We start from the raw sequence: 17,679 nt of genomic DNA, 5'->3' as shown, positions 1-17,679 counted from the left end.
GCCCGCGACGCCGCACGCGAGGCCGGCCGGGCCCTGCGTGAGGCCGAGAAGGCCGCGCGCGACGCCGCCCTCGCACAGCAGCGCGCCGCTCGCGAGGCCGAGAAGGCGCGTCGCGAGGCCGCCCGCGCCGAGGCCGCGCCCACGACCACGGTCGACGCGTCCGCGCTCCCGCCCGACCTCGCCGTCCTGTGGCGCACTCCCGAGCCACCCCGGCGAGGTCCGCGCCCGAGCCTCACGCTCGACCAGATCGCCGACGCCGCCATCGCGCTCGCGGACGCGGAGGGCCTCGGTGCGGTGTCGATGGCACGGCTCGCGGAGTCGCTCGGGTTCACGACCATGTCGCTCTACCGCTACGTGGCGTCGAAGGACGAGGTCGTCAGCCTCATGTCCGACCGCGCGAGCGGCCGGCCGCCCGCCGTCGGGCGCGAGGTCGGCGACTGGCGCGCGCGCATCGAGCTGCTGGTGTCGATCCAGCAGCCGGTCCTGTTCTCGCACCCGTGGCTCGCGCAGACGGGCACCGTCCTGCACGCGGTCGGGCCCAACCGGCTCGCCTGGATGGAGGCGATGGTCGCGGCCCTCGAGGACACGCCGCTCGACGAGGCGACCAAGGTGACGGCCGTCGGCACGATCGCGAGCCACCAGCTGGACGAGCTGCGGCTGTTCGCCTCGTGGACCGACCGGGAGCGGGCCGTGCAGGAGGCGACGTCCCGGTCCTACGACATGGACGGGATGCTGCTGGCCGTCGCGACGCCCGACGAGCACCCCGCGCTCGTCCGGGCCGCGAGCGCGGGAGCCTTCGGGGCCGCGATGGAGGACGGCCCGGTCTCGTTCGGCACGACCCTGCTGCTCGACGGCATCGCGGCGCTCATCGCACGGGCGGAGGGTCGCACGGGATCGTGAGCGGCACGACCCCACGCGAGCCGTCCACAGCCCGCGTCGGTGCACCGGCATCCCCAGCCGTCGACGTCCGCCCGCGCGGTGTCGGCGTCCCGCGCCAGACTGACGCCGTGCCCACGCAGACCCCTGACGCCGCCGCGACGCCCGACGTCCCCGCCGCCACCCCGGCACGCCCGCTCGTGACGGGCCGGTGCTTCGGCGACGGCGACCCCCTCTACGAGCAGTACCACGACGAGGAGTGGGGGCACCCGGTCCACGGGGAGCACGCGCTCTTCGAGCGGCTCGCGCTCGAGGGCTTCCAGTCCGGGCTCGCCTGGATCACGATCCTGCGCAAGCGACCCGCATTCCGCGCGGCCTTCGCCGACTTCGACCCCGAGGTCGTGGCGGAGTTCGGCGATGACGACGTCGCACGCCTGATGGCCGACGTCGGCATCGTCCGGAACCGCGCGAAGATCGAGGCGACGATCGCCAACGCCCGTGCGCTGCGGGACCTGCACGCGCAGGGACGCACGCTCGACGAGGTCCTGTGGTCCCACGCCCCCGACCGGGCCGACCACGTCCGGCCCGCGACCTGGACGGACGTGCCGGCCGTGACCGCGGAGTCCCGCGCGCTCGCGCGCGAGCTCAAGTCGCTCGGCTTCCGGTTCGTCGGACCCACGACCGCCTACGCCGCGATGCAGGCGTGCGGGCTGGTCGACGACCACCTCGCGACGTGCCCGTCGGTCGCGGTAGCGGTGGCGTGACGCGTCCGCGCTGCGTCGGCCACGGTGTCCACCGTGCGGAGAACGCCCGCCTACCAGCGCGGCGGACGCATCCCGGCGGCCGCGGACCATCGCAGCCGACGCATCCCAGCGGCCACCGACGACCGCTCGGCGCGGCGCCCGCGTGAGGCTGCTGCTCCCGTCGAGTGACGCCTCGGCACGCGCCTCCGACCCACTTTCGGGCGGAGGTTAGGATGCCCGGCATGACGGACACGACGGACCCCGACGGGCGGCTCGACGCCGTGCGTGCGGCTGCCGCCGCGATGTCCACGCCGTCGGACGTCGACGCCGAGGTGCTGGCCGCCGTCCAGGACGGTCTGCTCGGTGTCGTGGCGGGTTCGCCGACCTCCTGGTTCGACGTCCCGACGCAGCGCAGCCGGCTCCGGCCCGGTCACCTGACCCCGCGCCGCCGCCGCTGATCCGAGGACGGACCGGACGCCCCTCCGCCCCGCCCTCCTCAGCCCCTCCGCCCCGCCCTCCTCAGCCCCTCGTCGGGCAACCGTCCGGCACCGCGCGGGATCGATCATCATCATCGACGGCCGACGGCTCGCGGCGGCCACGCAACCCGCGCGACGGACCACGTCGCGGGCGGACGTCGGTGTCTCACCGGTCGAGCAACGTTGCCCACCATGTGGTCGGCGGTCTAGCATCTCGACAACCATCCAGAGCGGCCGAGAGACCTGGCTCGACGACGCCGCAGCAACCCCCCTCCTGGCGAGGGTGTGGGTGCTTCCGCCAGGGTCGATGGAGTGAACGATGCCGCAGCACCCCGCGTGCCCCCGCGACCCCCGCGCGGGCCGACCGACACCGGTCGTCCGGTGAGCGCCCCCGTCGTGGACGCGGTCCCCGGCACGGTCGACGCGACCGGCACCGTCGCCGACGCCGGCTCGCGTCGGACGACCGGCCCGCACGTGGTCCCCGACCGCCCGCTCGCCGCGATCGACCGGCCGACCGTGTCGTTCGAGCTGTTTCCGCCGCGCAACCCCGACGCCGCCCCGCGGCTCTGGGAGACGATCCAGCGGCTCGGCGAGGCGCACCCCGACTTCGTGTCGGTCACGTACGGCGCCTCGGGCCGCACGCGCGTCACGACCCGTGCGCTCGTCAGCCGGCTCCTGCGCGAGACGTCGCTCAACCCGATCGCGCACCTCACGTGCGTCGGCACGTCGCGCGACGAGATCACGGCCATCGTCGAGGAGTTCCTCGACGAAGGTGCGCGCTCCTTCCTGGCGCTGCGCGGCGACCCGCCCGCGGGGCAGGACGACTGGCAGCCGCACCCGGACGGCGTGAACACCGCGAGCGAGCTCGTGGAGCTGCTGCGCGAGATCGAGTCCCGCCGGTGCGCGGGCAGCCCGTCGCAGGCGGTCCGCGCCCGCGTCCGGCCGCTCTCGGTGGCCGTCGCGGCGTTCCCCCGGGGCAACGCGGCGACCGGCGGGACCCGCGCGCAGGACGTCGCGTCGCTGCTGGCCAAGCAGGAGGCCGGCGCGGACTTCGCGATCACGCAGGTCTTCTTCGACGCCGAGTCGTACCTCGGGCTCGTCGCCGAGGCGCACGACGCGGGCGTCACCATCCCGATCATCCCGGGCATCATCCCCAGCACGGACCCCGCACGGCTGCTCCGCGTGCAGGACCTCACGGGTGTGCCCGTCCCGCGCGACCTGCTCGACCTGCTCGGGTCCGCGGACGACGACCTCGAGCGGCACCGTCGCGGCATCCGCGCCGGCGTCGACCTCGTCCAGGGCGTGCTCGACGGCGGCGCCCCGGGCGTCCACCTCTACACGTTCAACCAGCACCACGCCGCGCTCGACCTGCTCGAAGGAGCAGGTCTGGACGGCGGGGCCCGCACCGGCCGCAGCGCCGTACCCGTCACGGCCCCCACCGCGACGACCCCCGGCACGCCCGGACCGACCACGACGGCACCCGACCCGACCCACGAGGGACAGACACCGCGATGACCACCACCCCCACGTTCCCCGCCGGCTCCGTCCTGGGCTACCCCCGGATCGGCCCGCGCCGCGAGCTCAAGAAGGCCATCGAGGCGTTCTGGGCCGGTCGCTCCTCGGCCGACGAGGTCGAGGCCGTCGCCGCCGACCTGCGCCGCCGCACCCGCACCCGCCTGGCCGAGCTCGGCCTGCGCACCGACGTGCCGGCGATCCCCAGCGCGTTCTCGTTCTACGACCACGTGCTCGACGCCGCAGCCGTGCTCGGCGCGATCCCGTCGCGCTTCGCCGACCTGCTCGACGCCGACGGCCGTCTGGACCTCGCGGGCTACTCGACGGTCGCGCGCGGCCGCGGTGACGACCTGCCGCTCGAGATGACCAAGTGGTTCGACTCGAACTACCACTACCTGGTCCCCGAGATCGGCCCCGACACCGAGTTCCGCTACGCCAGCGACCGCCCGGTCCGCGAGTTCGCCGAGGCGCTGGCCGAGGGCGTGCTGACCCGCCCGGTCATCGTCGGCCCGGTGACGTTCCTCGCGCTCGCCAAGGCCGCCGAGGGCTCGCCCGACGACTTCGCGCCCATCGACCGCCTCGCCGACGTGCTCCCCGTCTACGCCGCGCTGCTGCGCGACCTCGCCGCCGCCGGTGCGACGTGGGTCCAGCTCGACGAGCCGGCCCTCGTGTCCGACTCGGTCGAGGTGCCCGTCGAGCGTCTGCTCGCGTCCGTCACCGAGGCGTACGGCGCGCTCACCGCGGTCGAGGGCCGCCCGGCGCTGTTCGTCGCCGCGCCCTACGGCGACCTGCGCGACGCGCTCGGCGTGCTCGCGGCGACCGACGTCGAGGCCATCGGCGTCGACCTGGTCCGCGGCCCGGCCCCGACGCAGGCCGTCGCCGGCCTGGAGTCGAAGACGCTGGTCGCCGGCGTGATCGACGGCCACAACATCTGGCGCGCCGACCTCGACGCCAAGCTCCAGGTGCTCGAGCAGCTCGAGAACCTCGGTGCGGGCGCGGTGACGGTCGGCACGTCGACGTCGCTGTTCCACGTCCCCCACGACGTGCAGGACGAGCCCACGCTCGACCCGACGCTGAAGTCGTGGCTCGCGTTCGCCGACCAGAAGGTCGTCGAGGTCGTCACGCTCGCCGAGGGCCTGACCGAGGGCCGCGAGGCGATCCACGAGCAGCTCCTCGCCGCGTCCGACGCCGTCGCCTCGCGCAAGACGGCCCCCGGCGTGGTCCGCCCCGAGGTGCGCGAGCGCGTCGCCGCCCTCGGCGAGGACGCGTTCAACCGCGGCGACTTCGAGGGCCGCAAGGCCGCGCAGGCCGCGCGTTTCGACCTGCCGCCGCTGCCCACGACCACCATCGGCTCGTTCCCGCAGACGCCCGAGATCCGCAAGGCGCGCGCCGCGTTCGGCAAGGGCGAGCTGACCGCCGAGCAGTACGAGGACGAGATGAAGGCGGAGATCCGCCGCGTCGTCGAGCTGCAGGAGAAGATCGGCCTCGACGTCCTCGTGCACGGCGAGCCCGAGCGCAACGACATGGTCCAGTACTTCGCGGAGAACCTCGACGGGTTCGCCGTGACGCAGAACGGCTGGGTCCAGTCCTACGGCTCGCGCTGCACGCGCCCGTCGATCCTCTGGGGCGACGTGTCCCGCCCGGCGCCCATCACGGTCGCGTGGACGTCGTACACGCAGTCGCTCACGGAGAAGCCCGTCAAGGGCATGCTCACCGGCCCGGTGACGATCCTCGCCTGGTCGTTCGTCCGCGACGACCAGCCGCTCGGCGACACCGCCAACCAGGTCGGCCTCGCCCTGCGCGACGAGATCGCCGACCTCGAGGCCGCCGGCATCGGCATCATCCAGGTCGACGAGCCCGCGCTCCGCGAGCTCCTGCCGCTGCGCGCGGAGGACCACGCGGCGTACCTCGACTGGTCGGTCCGCTCGTTCCGCCTCTCCACGGCGGGCGTGCGCGAGGACACGCAGATCCACACGCACCTCTGCTACTCCGAGTTCGGCCAGATCATGGGCGCGATCGACGGCCTCGACGCCGACGTCACGTCCATCGAGGCGGCGCGCTCGAAGATGGAGATCCTCGGCGACATCGCCGCCGCGGGCTACCCGCGTGCGGTCGGCCCGGGCGTCTACGACATCCACTCGCCGCGCGTGCCGAGCGAGGGCGAGGTCGAGGAGCTCCTCACCGAGGCCGTCAAGGCCATCGCGCTCGACCAGCTCTGGGTGAACCCCGACTGCGGCCTCAAGACCCGCCGCTACGAGGAGGTCACCCCGTCGCTCGAGCACATCCTGCAGGCGACGCGGGCGGTCCGCGCGACGCTCTGACGCCGCACACGCCCTGACGGGCGCACCGCACGACCGGAGGGCCGGGTCCACCAGGGAGCCGGCCCTCCGCCGGCCGCGCAGGGCCCGACGTAGGGTCGGGACGTGGACGTGCGCGGCGGGACGACGATCTTCGACTCCGTGCCGCTCGACGCGCTGCGGCGCCGGACGAGCCAGAAGTGGCGCCGCTACCCCGCCGACGTGCTGCCGATGTACGTCGCGGAGATGGACGTCCCGCAGCCCGAGGCCGTCGTGCGCGCGGTGTCGGACGCGATGCGCGCCGGCGACACCGGGTACGTGCACGGGCCTGGCTACGCCGAGGCAATCGCCGGGTTCGCCGCCGCCCGGTACGGCTGGGACGTGCCCGTCGCCGACTGCCGTCTCGTGCCGGACGTCATGCTGGGCATCGTCGAGGTGCTGCGGCTCGTCACCGACCCCGGCGACGCCGTCGTGATCAACCCGCCCGTGTACCCGCCGTTCGTGCAGTTCGTCGAGCACGCCGACCGTCGCCCGCTGCCGGCCCCGCTCGGTCCGGACGGTCGCCTCGACCTCGACGTGCTCGCGGCCGCGTTCGCCGCCGCGACGACGGACAGCCGGCGCGCCGCGTACCTGCTCTGCCACCCGCACAACCCGACGGGCACCCTGCACACAGCCGCCGAGCTCGCGGCTGTCGGCGAGCTCGCGCGGCGGTACGGCGTCCGGGTCGTCGCGGACGAGATCCACGCGCCGCTCGTCACGGCCGGTCGCGGCGAGCAGGACGGCGCGCGGCCCCGGTTCGTCCCGACGACGACGGTGATCCCGTCGGCCATCGCGCTGCACTCGGCGTCGAAGGCGTTCAACCTCGCCGCGCTCAAGGCCGCGGTCGCCGTCCCCGGACCGGACGCGCGCGCCGACCTCGCGCGCCTGCCCGAGATCGTGCTGCACGGCGTCAGCCACCTGGGCGCCGTCGCCCACACGACCGCGCTGCGCGACTGCGGGGACTGGCTGGACGCGGTCCTCGACGGTCTGCGGCACAACCAGCGGCTGCTCTCGGACCTGCTGGCGACGCACCTGCCCGCGGCACGCTGGGCACCGCCCGACGCGACGTACTTCGCGTGGCTCGACCTGCGCGACGTCCCCGCGGTTCGCGACGGCGCCGACCCCGCACGGCTCGCACTCGATCGCGGTCGCCTCGCGCTCAACCCCGGGCCGACGTTCGGCGCACCCGAGGGCGTCGGCTTCGCCCGCCTCAACCTCGCGGCGTCGACGGCCACCCTCGAGGACGGCGTCCGACGTCTGGCATCGGCCCTCGCCTGACGTTCCGCCACCGGACACCTCGGCGGTTCGCCGCCCGTCGGTCCGATCCTGGCTCGCCTGCGCGGCGACGTGCGCGTCGGACCGCTCAGCGACGCGCCGACGACCCTTGCGCCGAACGGGCGAATCTGCGCCGGGCTGCACGGACACAGCGCACGAATCGCGACATAGGTCCTGGCCAGGACGCCCTGCGGGCAGGTGTCCAGGTCACGGTCGGGTTGCGCCGCTCAAGTGGACGCCCGTCCTGCCGATGCTGACGACTGAAGACCCCGTGCCGGTCCAGACGGCGACGAGGTCCGGGCACGACGACGAGCCTGGCGAGGAGGCCGACATGAAGAGGTGCGACGAGTGCACGTCCCCGGTGGCGGAGTGCAGCCACTGCGAGGGTCAGGGTCGCAAGCGGTGGAAGGGCGAGTGCACGTTCTGCCGGGGCACCGGAATGATCTGCTCGGGCAACAGCAACCACCGCTGGTGAGCTGACGGCCCGCGGAGCGGGCCGGCGCACGGTCCCGCCGCCGTCGATGCCGGCCCCCCGCGGGCCGTCTCATGCCCGGGTGCGGCAGCGATCGCCGGGGCGGACGCGTCAGACGCGGTCGCGGACCAGTGCGACGAGGGCGTCGACGATGGGGACGTCCGCGTCGAGCCACGGGACGACGTGCCACTGACCGGCGGGCAGCCAGCGGAGCTCGTCGTGCTCGACGAGCGGCTCGGGGACGCCGTCGACGACCTCCGCGAGCCAGAGGCGCATCACGTACCGGTCGGTGAGGGGCCAGACGCCGTCGTCCGGACCCACGACCTCGTCGCCGAGAGCGACACGGACGCCGAGCTCTTCCCGGAGCTCACGGTGGAGCGCGGTCTCGGGGGTCTCCCCGGCGTCGACCTTGCCGCCGGGGAACTCCCATCGACCTGCGAGGCTCGCCGGCGTCGCGCGACGCGCGGAGAGCAGGACCCGGGGCTCGTCCAGGTCGTCGACCACGGCGGCGGCGACGACGAGCACAGGGGGTGTCATGCGGTGAGTCTGCCAGTCCCGGTGGCGACTCGGGTGTGGCGGCCGGCTGCCGTGCGGCGGCCCGGTCGCCCGGGCCGCCGGGGAAGTCGGCTTCGTCAGATCAGCGGATGCCGTGCGCGACGGCCCACGCGACCGCCTCGGCGCGCGTGGAGACGCCGATCTTGCGGTAGACGCTGCGGACCTGGGACTTGACGGTGTTGCGCGTCACGAACAGACGGGTGGCGATCTCCTCGAGCGTCACGTCCTCGCCGAGCTCGCCGAGGACCACCCGCTCGCGGCGCGTCAGCGCCTCGGTGACGGTCCCGACCGTCTCGCTCGTCTCCAACATGCTCATCGTGTCCTCCGGTTGTGCTGCATGGATGCCGACTTCTCCGGCTCCGCCTGAGGCGGCGTACCGGATGAGAGGCGACAACCAGGGCGTCATGACGCCACTTTCACCAACTCGTTTTCGCGAAGCGCTGCGTACCGGTCTCGCTGCCACCCACAATGAACGCCGGGGGGCGATGCTGATACACCCGGGTTGCAGGAGACCGCGCGGTTCACCCGTTCGGCCGATGGTGTGCGGTCCGTAACGTCCGATATACGGATCAGCGCAGCAGTTGGTTCACTCCCGGAGGCGACCGTCAGCCGGCGGCGTGCGCCTCGTACTCCTCGGCGGTGAGCAGCGGGCCCGTCTCGGTGACGTCGACCTTGAGCAGCCAGCCCCGGCCGAAGGGGTCCGAGTTGACGAGTGACGGGTCGTCGACCGCCTCCTGGTTAACCTCGGCGACGGTGCCGGAGACCGGCGAGAAGAGCTCGGAGACGGACTTGGTCGACTCGATCTCGCCGACCACGGCGCCGGCGGTGATCGTCTCGCCGACGGCCGGCAGCTCGAGGTAGACGATGTCGCCGAGCGCCTCGGCGGCGGTCGAGGTGATGCCGACGGTCGCGGGGGCGCCGTCCTGGAGCCACTCGTGCTCGAGCGTGTAGTGCAGATGCGTGGGCAGGTCGGTCATGGCGTCTCCAGGTGGGTCCGGGCCGGGCTCGTCGAGGACGGGTGTCGTCGGGTGGGGTCGCGCCGGGACGGGTCCCGACGCGACGGCGTCATCGAGGACGACGGTAGAAGGGCAGGGCCACCACGCGCACGAGTTCGGCGCGTCCGCGCACGTCGACGGCGAGCTCGGTGCCGGGCGCGCTGACCTCCGGGGTCACGTACGCCATGGCGACGGGGTGTCCGAGGGTCGGCGACGGGGCGCCCGACGTGACGGTCCCGACGTGCGGGGCGTCCGGCGCCGACGACGCGAGCACCGGGTACCCGTGCCGGGCGGCGCGACGACCGAGACCCTGCAGCCCGACGAGCACGCGCGCGGGCTCGGAGTCGTGGCGACCGGCGAGCGCGGCGCGTCCGACGAAGTCGAGCGGCTTGCCGTCGGCGTCGGTCTTGTCGAGCCGGACGACGCGACCGAGGCCGGCGTCGTAGGGCGTCGTCGTGCGGTCGAGCTCGTTGCCGTAGAGCGGCATGCCGGCCTCGAGGCGCAGGCTGTCGCGCGCGGAGAGGCCCGCGGGGACGAGCCCGTGCGGCTCGCCGGCGGTGAGCAGGGCGCGCCACAGCGCGGGCGCGTCGGAGGCGTCGACGAACAGCTCGAAGCCGTCCTCGCCGGTGTAGCCGGTGCGCGCGACGAGCGCGGGCAGACCCGCGACGGTCGCCGGGACCGCGGCGTAGTACGTGAGCGCGCGCACCGCGTCGACGTCGGAGGCCTCGGCCACGGACGCGAGGATCTCCGCCGCGCGCGGACCCTGCACCGCGACGAGGGCCGTCCGCAGGGAGGCGTCGTCGAGGGTCGCGTCGAAGCCCGCGAGCCGCTCGACCAGTGCCGCGCGGACGACGTCGACGTTCGACGCGTTCGCGACGACGACGAACCTCTCGGGCGCCAGCCGGTAGACGACGAGGTCGTCGAGGACCGCGCCGTGCTCGTCGACGATCATCGTGTACCGCGCGCGACCGTCGGCGAGCGCCGACAGGTGGCCGACGAGGGCCGCGTCGAGCGCGGCGCCCGCCTGCGGGCCGGTGATCTCGAGCTCGCCCATGTGCGACAGGTCGAACAGCCCCGCGGCCGTGCGGACCGCGGTGTGCTCGGCGATGTCGGACGAGTAGCGCAGCGGCATCTGCCACCCCGCGAAGGACGTGAGCGCGGCGCCCAGGGCGACGTGCTCGTCGTGCAGCGGGGACAGGGTGTCCGTCGTCGGGTCGCTCACGGTCGCTCCGTTCGTCGGGTCCGGCTCACCGGTCGCGGTCGTCGCGGCCGCCGGCGTCGTCGGGGTGGGCTCGGGCGTGCTCACTCGGCGAACGCCTCGACCGGCGGGCACGAGCAGATGAGGTTGCGGTCGCCGTGCGCGCCGTCGATGCGGCGGACCGGCGGCCAGTACTTGTTCTCGCCGAGCGACGCGACCGGGTAGGCCGCGAGCCGGCGCGGGTACGGCTTGTCCCAGTCGTCGGACGTCACGGCTGCGGCGGTGTGCGGGGCGCCCCGCAGGGGCGACTCCTCGACGGCCCAGCGACCGTCGGCGACCGCGTCGATCTCCGCACGGATCGCGACGAGCGCGTCGACGAACCGGTCGAGCTCGGCGAGGTCCTCGCTCTCGGTCGGCTCGACCATGAGCGTGCCCGCGACGGGGAACGACAGCGTCGGCGCGTGGAAGCCGTAGTCCATGAGCCGCTTCGCGACGTCCTCCGCGGTCACGCCCGTCTGCTTGGTGAGGTCGCGCAGGTCGAGGATGCACTCGTGCGCGACGAGCCCGTTCGGGCCCGTGTAGAGAACCGGGAAATGCGGGGCGAGGCGCGTGGCCAGGTAGTTCGCGGCCAGCACCGCGGTCTCCGTCGCGGCGCGCAGGCCGTCGGGGCCCATGAGCGCGACGTACGCCCACGAGATCGGCAGGATGCCCGCCGAGCCCCAGGGTGCGGCGGACACGGGGGCGACGGCACCGCTCGTCGCCGCGTCGCCCGCTCCGGAGCGCGCCGGGGTCGGGTCGCCCGGCAGGAACGGTGCGAGGTGCGCCGCGACCGCGACCGGCCCGACGCCGGGACCGCCGCCGCCGTGCGGGATGCAGAACGTCTTGTGCAGGTTGAGGTGGCTCACGTCGCCGCCGATCTCGCCCGGCCGCGCGAGCCCGACGAGCGCGTTGAGGTTCGCGCCGTCGATGTACACCTGGCCGCCTGCGTCGTGCACGAGGTCGCACACCGTCCGGACGCCCTCCTCGTAGACGCCGTGCGTCGAGGGGTACGTGATCATGATCGCCGCGACCTGGGGGCCGTGCTGGTCGAGCTTCGCGCGCAGGTCGTCGAGGTCGATCGACCCGTCGGGCGCGGTCGCGACGACCACGACGCGCAGGCCCGCGAGCGCCGCCGAGGCCGCGTTCGTGCCGTGCGCGGAGGCCGGGATGAGGCAGATGTCGCGCTCCTCGCCGCGGCTGCGGTGGTAGGCGTGGATCGCGAGCAGGCCTGCGAACTCGCCCTGCGAGCCGCCGTTGGGCTGGACGGACACCGCCGCGTAGCCGGTGATCTCGGCGAGCCAGTCCTGCAGCTCGGTGACGAGCTCGGCGTAGCCCTGCGCCTGGTCGGCGGGGGCGAAGGGGTGGATCGACGCGAACTCGGGCCAGGAGATCGCCTCCATCTCGACCGTCGCGTTGAGCTTCATGGTGCAGGAGCCCAGCGGGATCATCGTCCGGTCGAGCGCGAGGTCCTTGTCGGACAGGCGTCGCAGGTAGCGCAGCATCGCGGTCTCGGAGCGGTGCAGGTGGAAGACGGGGTGCTGCAGGTACGGCGTCGTGCGGCGCAGCGTGTCCGGCAGGGCGTCGGACGGGCCGTCGAGGTCGCCCGCGCCGACGAAGCCGAACGCGAACGTGCCGTCGTCGTCCGCCTCGAGACGCGTCGTGCCGGCCTGCGCGAACGCGAGGACGACCGCGAGCACGTGCTCCGGGCGGGTCCGCTCGTCGCACGTGACCTGCACGTGGTCGGCGTCGGGCGCCCACAGGTTGACGCCGAGGTCCGCGGCCGCGGCGACGACGTCTGCCGCGCGACCCGGGACGGCCGCGCGCACGGTGTCGAAGAACGTCGCGTGCTCGACGGTCACGCCGACCTCGGTGAGGACCGTCGCGACCGACCGCGCGTGCCCGTGCACGCGCTGCGCGATGGCCCGCAGGCCGTCGGGGCCGTGGTAGACCGCGTACATCGACGCGACGATCGCGAGCAGCGCCTGCGCGGTGCAGATGTTGCTCGTGGCCTTCTCGCGGCGGATGTGCTGCTCACGCGTCTGCAGCGCGAGGCGGTAGGCGCGCGCGCCGTCGGCGTCGATGCTGACCCCGACGAGCCGCCCGGGGAGCGAGCGCTCCAGGCCGTTGCGGACCGCCATGAACGCGGCGTGCGGGCCGCCGCCGAACAGCGGGACGCCGAACCGCTGCGCCGAGCCGACCGCGATGTCCGCGCCGAGCTCGCCCGGCGTCGTCACGAGCGTGAGCGCCAGCAGGTCCGAGGCGACCGTCACGAGCGCGCCGCGCTCCTTCGCCTGCGCGATCACGGGCCGCAGGTCGCGCACCGCGCCCGACGCGCCGACCTGCTGCACGACGACCCCGAGCAGCGTCCCCTCGACCTCCGGCAGCCCGTCGGACAGGTCCGCGACGACGACCGGCAGGCCGATCGCCTCCGCGCGCCCGACCGTCACGGCCAGCGACTGGCCGAACAGGTCCGCGTCGAGCACGACCGTGCCCGGCTTGTTGCGCTGCCCGCGCCACATGAGCGCGACCGCCTCCGCCACGGCGGTCGCCTCGTCGAGCAGCGACGCGTTCGCGATGTCCAGGCCCGTGAGGTCCGTGACCATCGTCTGGAAGTTGAGCAGCGCCTCGAGGCGCCCCTGCGAGATCTCCGGCTGGTACGGCGTGTACGCCGTGTACCAGGCGGGCGACTCCAGCACGTTGCGGCGGATCACCGGCGGCGTCACCGTGTCGTAGTACCCCTGGCCGATCATCGACGTGAGCACGCGGTTGCGGCCCGCGATGCCGCGTAGCGCGTCGAGGACCTCCTCCTCGCTGCGGGCCGCCGGCAGGTCGAGCTCACGGCCCGTGCGGATCGACGCGGGCACCGCGGCGTCGATCAGCGCGTCGACCGTCGGGAAGCCGACCGTGGACAGCATGCGCAGCGTCTCCTCGCCGCGCGGACCGATGTGCCGGTCGGCGAAACCCTCGGCGGCGGGCGTGTGCTCGACGGCCGTCAGGTTCACCGCGGCGGTGTGGCTCTCGGCCGCAGGGCCGGCGTGCGGGGCGTCGGCGTCGGGCTGCACGGGCGGGACGGCGAGGGCGCCGGCACGGGCGACGACGTCGTGCAACGAGCTGAGGTCGGTCACGGGCTGCTCCGGGGGTCGTCCGGCAGGCGCGCCGGGACGGGCGTGTGGGCTCCCCGCTCTGTCATCCGCGCGCCGGGGCGTGCGACCTGAGAGTTTTGCCGGTCCGCCATGGCCGCTACGGGCCCGGGGCGCGCCGACTTGCACCGTCGGTGGGTCGGTCCCCGTCGGGGGTCGACCGCTTTCCAGAGTTGCCTCGCCGTCGCGGTACAGGGGCCTGAGAGATTCCCGGGGAGGGTTGCTCCTTCGGCGTCCGGCTCGTGGTGTCCGGAGCTCTCCCGCGTCGGTTCGAGCAGCGTGTTCAGTTGTCGCGTTGCCCTGCCAGCGTACCCGCCGCCGCGTGGCCGCCGCTGACCGCCGGTCGGGCGATGCGGTACAGCACGTGCCGCTCCAGCCGGTGCCCGTGCGGGACCGACGGGTGGTCGAAGTCGTCGGCGGGGTCGCGCGTCATGCCGATCCGCTGCATCACCGCCTGCGAGCGGATGTTCTGGACCGCCGTGAACGAGACGATCTCGTCGAGGCCCGCCTCCTCGAAGCCGACGCGCAGCGCCTCACGCGCGGCCTCCGACGCGTACCCGTTCCCCCACGCCCAGCGCGGCAGCCGCCAGCCGACCTCGACGAGGGCAGGGTTCCACGACGGGCGGCTCAGACCGGTGAAGCCGGCGAACCTGCCGTCCACCTCCAGTGCCCACAGACCCCAGCCGTGCTGCTCCAGGCCCGCCTGCGCGCGGGTCGCGAGCGCGTCGCTCTGCTCGCGGGTCAGCGGTGCCGGGAAGTGCTCCATGACCTCCGGGTCGGCGTTCATCCGCGCGAACGGCTCGAGGTCCGCCGTCGTCCACGGCCGCATGACGAGTCGCTCGGTCCGCCGCTCGAGTCCCATCAGGGCACCGTACGTCGGTCGGTGCGCTCAGCGTGGGCGGTCGGCGGACCCGCGGTCGAGGGGGGCCACTGCGCGCCGGCGTCGGCGGAGCATGTCGACGACCAGCCACACCACGCCGCCGACCGCGAGCAGACCGGCGACGGCAAGCACCGTCGACCCACGCGTCGCCGCGCGCAGCACCGCGAGCCCGATCACGAGCACGACGGCGGCGTTGAGGAGCAGCCGCCGCTTGCGCCGCCATGACATCGGCGCGGCGCCGCGCTGGGCCGATGTCGTGACAGGTCTGCGCATCGCCGCTCTTCGTGGTCCGGTCCGGTGTCGTGCCCATGCTGGCACGGCGCGAGGACGAGCGGGTTTTCCACGGTGCGGGCAGCGGAGGCGGTCCCGGGGTGCGTCGTTAGGCTGACGCGATGAGCACGGGACACCGGGGCGAGCGGCGGGCGTCGGTCGTCGTCGTGTCCGACCGGTCGGCTGCCGGGACGCGCGAGGACCGGTCCGGGCCCGTGGCGCGCGACCTGCTGACCGAGGCCGGCTTCGCGGTCGGTGAGGTCGTCGTGGTCCCGGACGGCGCGCTCCCGGTGCAGCACGCGATCGACGCGGCGGCGCGCGACGGTGCGCGGCTCGTCGTGACCTCCGGCGGGACCGGCGTCGGGCCGCGCGACCGGACGCCCGAGGGGACGCGCGCGGTGCTGGACCGCGAGCTCCCCGGTATCGCCGAGCTGCTGCGGCGCGAGTCGGCGCGGACGGTACCGACGGCCGTCCTGTCCCGCGGGCTCGCGGGCGTGACGGCCGACGGGGTCGTCGTCGTGAACCTCCCCGGCTCCCCCGGGGGCGTCCGGGACAACCTCGCGACGCTGCTGCCGCTGCTCGACCACCTGCTCGACCAGGTCGCGGGGGGTGACCACGCATGACCGTGCTGGCGCGGATCGACGATCGTCCGCTTGACCTGCTGTTTCACGTGGAACATGTGAGCAGCGCGCGGGCAGGGGCGGTCGCGACGTTCGTCGGGCTGGTGCGCGACCACGACCCGTCGGTGGACGGGAAGGTCGTGGCGCTCGAGTACAGCGCGCACCCCGATGCGGCGGCGGTGCTCACGCGGCTCGCCGAGCGTGCGGCGGCGGACGACGACGTGCTCGGGCTCGCCGTCAGCCACCGCGTCGGGCGGCTCGAGGTCGGGGAGGCGGCGATCGTGTGCGCCGTCGCGACCGCGCACCGGGCCGAGGCGTTCGAGGTGTGCCGGGCGCTCGTCGAGGCCGTCAAGGCCGAGCTGCCCGTCTGGAAGCGCGAGGTCCTCGCGGACGGGTCGCACGTGTGGGTGGGGATGACATGACGGACCTGCCGATGCCGACGGTGCGGGACGCGTCGTCCGACCGCGACGCCCGCGCCCCGGAGCAGGAGCACGCGCCGCAGCCCGACGTCCGCTCCGAGGGGCCGCTCGTCGACCGGTTCGGGCGGCCGCACCACGACCTGCGCATCTCCCTGACGGACCGGTGCTCGCTGCGGTGCACGTACTGCATGCCCGCCGAGGGCGTCCCGTGGCTGGCCCGCTCGACGATGCTCAGCACCGACGAGATCGTGCGGGTCGCGCGCGTCGGCGTCGAGCTCGGGATCACGGAGATCCGGCTCACCGGCGGCGAGCCGCTGCTGCGCGTCGACGTCGTCGACGTCGTGCGACGGCTGACCGCGCTCACCGGCCCGCACGGCAGCGCCGAGGTGTCCCTCACGACCAACGCCCTGCGGCTCCCCGCGCTCGCCTCCCCGCTGCGCGACGCCGGGCTGTCGCGCGTGAACGTCAGCCTCGACACGCTCGACCGTGGCAAGTTCATCGAGCTGACCCGGCGCGACAAGCTCGTCGAGACGCTCGCGGGCCTCGCCGCCGCCGACGCCGCCGGGCTGCACCCCGTGAAGATCAACGCCGTCGCGATGCGTGGGGTCAACGACGACGAGGTCGTCGCGCTCACCCGGTTCGCCGTGGACCGCGGGTACCAGATGCGGTTCATCGAGCAGATGCCGCTCGACGGCGGGCACACGTGGGACCGCACGCAGATGGTCACGCAGGGGGAGATCCTCGACCGGCTCACCTCGGCGTTCACGCTGACCGAGGTGCCGGGACGCGGAGCCGCACCCGCCGAGCTCTGGTACGTCGACGGCGGCCCGCAGACGGTCGGCGTCATCGCGTCCGTCACCGCACCCTTCTGCGCGGCGTGCGACCGGCTGCGGCTCACCGCCGACGGGCAGCTGCGTGCGTGCCTGTTCGCGCAGGACGAGGTCGACGTGCGGGCGGTGGTGCGGGACGAGGCGCTCGACGACGGCGCCGTCGCCGACGCGTTCCGCCGCTGCCTCGCCGGCAAGAAGGCCGGTCACGGCATCGGCGAGCCGACGTTCCGGCAACCCGACCGGCCGATGAGCGCGATCGGCGGCTGACGGACGACTCTGGTGTCCGCCAGGTATCAGCGAGTACGTTGGTGTCTCGCCGATACCTGCATCGACCGAGGAGCCTCCCATGGCCATGACCTTGCGCCTCGACCCGTCCGACGAGGAGCTGCTCCGCTCCGTCGCCGAACGCGAGAAGCGGACGATGACCGATGTCGTGGCCATCTCCGTCCGCGAGCACGCCGCCCGGCTGGACGCGGCCGACGAGGACGCGTCGCTCGCGGTGCGCGCCGAGCGTCGAGCCGCGTGGCGGCGGTCGATCGACGAGTCGATGGAGCGGAACGCCGACCTGCTGGAGCGGCTGTCGCGGTGACCGAGCTCCTGTACCCGGACATGGAGGACGCGCTCTACGTGTGCGAGCGGGCCGCGCTCTACATCAGGGACGAGGGCGCACTCGCGTCAGCGTTGGCGCGACCCGGATCCGTCGTCTGGGGCTCCGAGGCGTACGTCGGGATCCACCTCAAGGGAGCCGCGCTGCTTGACGCCGTCAACCGCTCCCACCCGCTGCTCGACGGCAACAAGCGGCTCTCGTGGACACTCGTCGACGCGTTCTACGACATGAACGGTTACCGCCTGACGGTTGATCCGGACGAGGGCGACGCCTTCGTCCGGTCGGTCGGTGGTGACGAGCACCTGGCGCTCGAGGACATCGCCGCGTGGCTCGAGGCGCACGCGCGGCCGCTCGAGGACTGACGGCTCACGTTCACGCCGGTCGTCGCGGCTCCGCGAAGGCCCAGCCGCACACGACGACGCCCGGCCGCCCCGCG

Annotated in this window: 19 protein-coding genes and 2 riboswitches; of the genes, 12 read left to right on the top strand and 7 right to left on the bottom strand. The window is 74.1% G+C overall.

The window, feature by feature from the left end; all coding sequences use genetic code 11:
• The 7 genes from CTKZ_RS08705 to CTKZ_RS21485 form a co-directional block, all read left to right on the top strand.
• Nucleotides 1-900: TetR/AcrR family transcriptional regulator C-terminal domain-containing protein (locus CTKZ_RS08705; protein WP_124342581.1), on the top strand; the 900-nt coding region annotated here is incomplete at its 5' end.
• A 176-nt stretch (nucleotides 901-1,076) separates the two neighbouring features.
• Complete coding sequence (locus CTKZ_RS08700) at nucleotides 1,077-1,640, top strand: DNA-3-methyladenine glycosylase I (protein WP_124342582.1); 564 nt, start codon at nucleotides 1,077-1,079, stop codon at nucleotides 1,638-1,640.
• Nucleotides 1,641-1,861: 221 nt separating this feature from the next.
• The gene (locus CTKZ_RS08695) at nucleotides 1,862-2,077 is read left to right on the top strand and encodes a hypothetical protein (RefSeq protein ID WP_124342580.1); all 216 of its coding nucleotides are present in this window, start codon (nucleotides 1,862-1,864) and stop codon (nucleotides 2,075-2,077) included.
• Between the two features lie 236 nt (nucleotides 2,078-2,313).
• A riboswitch (SAM riboswitch) is annotated at nucleotides 2,314-2,409 on the top strand.
• A gap of 67 nt (nucleotides 2,410-2,476) precedes the next feature.
• Nucleotides 2,477-3,610, top strand: coding sequence for a methylenetetrahydrofolate reductase (locus CTKZ_RS08690; protein ID WP_371852351.1), 1,134 nt, complete (start codon nucleotides 2,477-2,479; stop codon nucleotides 3,608-3,610).
• Nucleotides 3,607-5,928, top strand: coding sequence for a 5-methyltetrahydropteroyltriglutamate--homocysteine S-methyltransferase (gene metE / locus CTKZ_RS08685; RefSeq protein WP_124342579.1), 2,322 nt, complete (start codon nucleotides 3,607-3,609; stop codon nucleotides 5,926-5,928). The genes CTKZ_RS08690 and metE overlap by 4 nt, the downstream gene beginning before the upstream one ends.
• Before the next feature lie 102 nt (nucleotides 5,929-6,030).
• Nucleotides 6,031-7,221 (top strand): MalY/PatB family protein, encoded by a 1,191-nt coding sequence (locus tag CTKZ_RS08680; RefSeq protein ID WP_124342578.1) that lies wholly within the window; start codon nucleotides 6,031-6,033, stop codon nucleotides 7,219-7,221.
• Nucleotides 7,222-7,549: 328 nt separating this feature from the next.
• A complete protein-coding gene (locus CTKZ_RS21485) occupies nucleotides 7,550-7,693 on the top strand; it encodes a hypothetical protein (protein WP_160142857.1) in 144 nt (47 codons plus the stop codon).
• A 108-nt stretch (nucleotides 7,694-7,801) separates the two neighbouring features.
• Here CTKZ_RS21485 and CTKZ_RS08675 read toward each other — a convergent pair whose 3' ends face one another.
• From CTKZ_RS08675 to CTKZ_RS08645, 7 genes are all read right to left on the bottom strand, one after another.
• A complete protein-coding gene (locus tag CTKZ_RS08675) occupies nucleotides 7,802-8,227 on the bottom strand; it encodes a (deoxy)nucleoside triphosphate pyrophosphohydrolase (protein ID WP_124342577.1) in 426 nt (141 codons plus the stop codon).
• 100 nt (nucleotides 8,228-8,327) lie between these two features.
• The gene (locus CTKZ_RS08670; RefSeq protein ID WP_124342576.1) at nucleotides 8,328-8,561 is read right to left on the bottom strand and encodes a LuxR C-terminal-related transcriptional regulator; all 234 of its coding nucleotides are present in this window, start codon (nucleotides 8,559-8,561) and stop codon (nucleotides 8,328-8,330) included.
• 289 nt (nucleotides 8,562-8,850) lie between these two features.
• Nucleotides 8,851-9,222, bottom strand: coding sequence for a glycine cleavage system protein GcvH (gcvH, locus tag CTKZ_RS08665; protein WP_124342575.1), 372 nt, complete (start codon nucleotides 9,220-9,222; stop codon nucleotides 8,851-8,853).
• An 88-nt stretch (nucleotides 9,223-9,310) separates the two neighbouring features.
• Entirely contained in the window at nucleotides 9,311-10,462 is a 1,152-nt protein-coding gene (gene gcvT, locus CTKZ_RS08660) for a glycine cleavage system aminomethyltransferase GcvT (protein ID WP_124342574.1), read from the bottom strand.
• A gap of 80 nt (nucleotides 10,463-10,542) precedes the next feature.
• The gene (gcvP, locus tag CTKZ_RS08655) at nucleotides 10,543-13,602 is read right to left on the bottom strand and encodes an aminomethyl-transferring glycine dehydrogenase (protein WP_124342573.1); all 3,060 of its coding nucleotides are present in this window, start codon (nucleotides 13,600-13,602) and stop codon (nucleotides 10,543-10,545) included.
• A gap of 192 nt (nucleotides 13,603-13,794) precedes the next feature.
• Nucleotides 13,795-13,890, bottom strand: a riboswitch (glycine riboswitch).
• Nucleotides 13,891-13,900: 10 nt separating this feature from the next.
• Nucleotides 13,901-14,479, bottom strand: coding sequence for a GNAT family N-acetyltransferase (locus CTKZ_RS08650; protein WP_124342572.1), 579 nt, complete (start codon nucleotides 14,477-14,479; stop codon nucleotides 13,901-13,903).
• A gap of 27 nt (nucleotides 14,480-14,506) precedes the next feature.
• On the bottom strand, nucleotides 14,507-14,770 hold the full coding sequence (locus tag CTKZ_RS08645; protein WP_124342571.1) for a hypothetical protein: 264 nt from the start codon (nucleotides 14,768-14,770) through the stop codon (nucleotides 14,507-14,509).
• 119 nt (nucleotides 14,771-14,889) lie between these two features.
• Between CTKZ_RS08645 and CTKZ_RS08640 the strand changes: the two genes are divergently transcribed.
• From CTKZ_RS08640 to CTKZ_RS08620, 5 genes are all read left to right on the top strand, one after another.
• Entirely contained in the window at nucleotides 14,890-15,390 is a 501-nt protein-coding gene (locus CTKZ_RS08640) for a MogA/MoaB family molybdenum cofactor biosynthesis protein (protein ID WP_124342570.1), read from the top strand.
• Complete coding sequence (locus CTKZ_RS08635) at nucleotides 15,387-15,809, top strand: molybdenum cofactor biosynthesis protein MoaE (protein ID WP_124342569.1); 423 nt, start codon at nucleotides 15,387-15,389, stop codon at nucleotides 15,807-15,809. The genes CTKZ_RS08640 and CTKZ_RS08635 overlap by 4 nt, the downstream gene beginning before the upstream one ends.
• A complete protein-coding gene (gene moaA, locus CTKZ_RS08630) occupies nucleotides 15,806-16,903 on the top strand; it encodes a GTP 3',8-cyclase MoaA (RefSeq protein ID WP_124342568.1) in 1,098 nt (365 codons plus the stop codon). Before CTKZ_RS08635 ends, moaA begins: the two co-directional genes overlap by 4 nt.
• Before the next feature lie 79 nt (nucleotides 16,904-16,982).
• Nucleotides 16,983-17,225 carry a type II toxin -antitoxin system TacA 1-like antitoxin gene (locus CTKZ_RS08625; protein ID WP_124342567.1) on the top strand — a complete coding sequence of 81 codons (243 nt, stop codon included), beginning with the start codon at nucleotides 16,983-16,985 and terminating at the stop codon, nucleotides 17,223-17,225.
• A complete protein-coding gene (locus tag CTKZ_RS08620) occupies nucleotides 17,222-17,605 on the top strand; it encodes a type II toxin-antitoxin system death-on-curing family toxin (protein ID WP_124342566.1) in 384 nt (127 codons plus the stop codon). The genes CTKZ_RS08625 and CTKZ_RS08620 overlap by 4 nt, the downstream gene beginning before the upstream one ends.
• Nucleotides 17,606-17,679: the final 74 nt, after the last annotated feature.

Source organism: Cellulomonas algicola (genome assembly GCF_003851725.1).
GTDB lineage: Bacteria > Actinomycetota > Actinomycetes > Actinomycetales > Cellulomonadaceae > Cellulomonas > Cellulomonas algicola.
The sequence above is the reverse complement of the archived record's forward strand: the minus strand, read 5'-3'. Positions and strand labels throughout refer to the sequence as shown.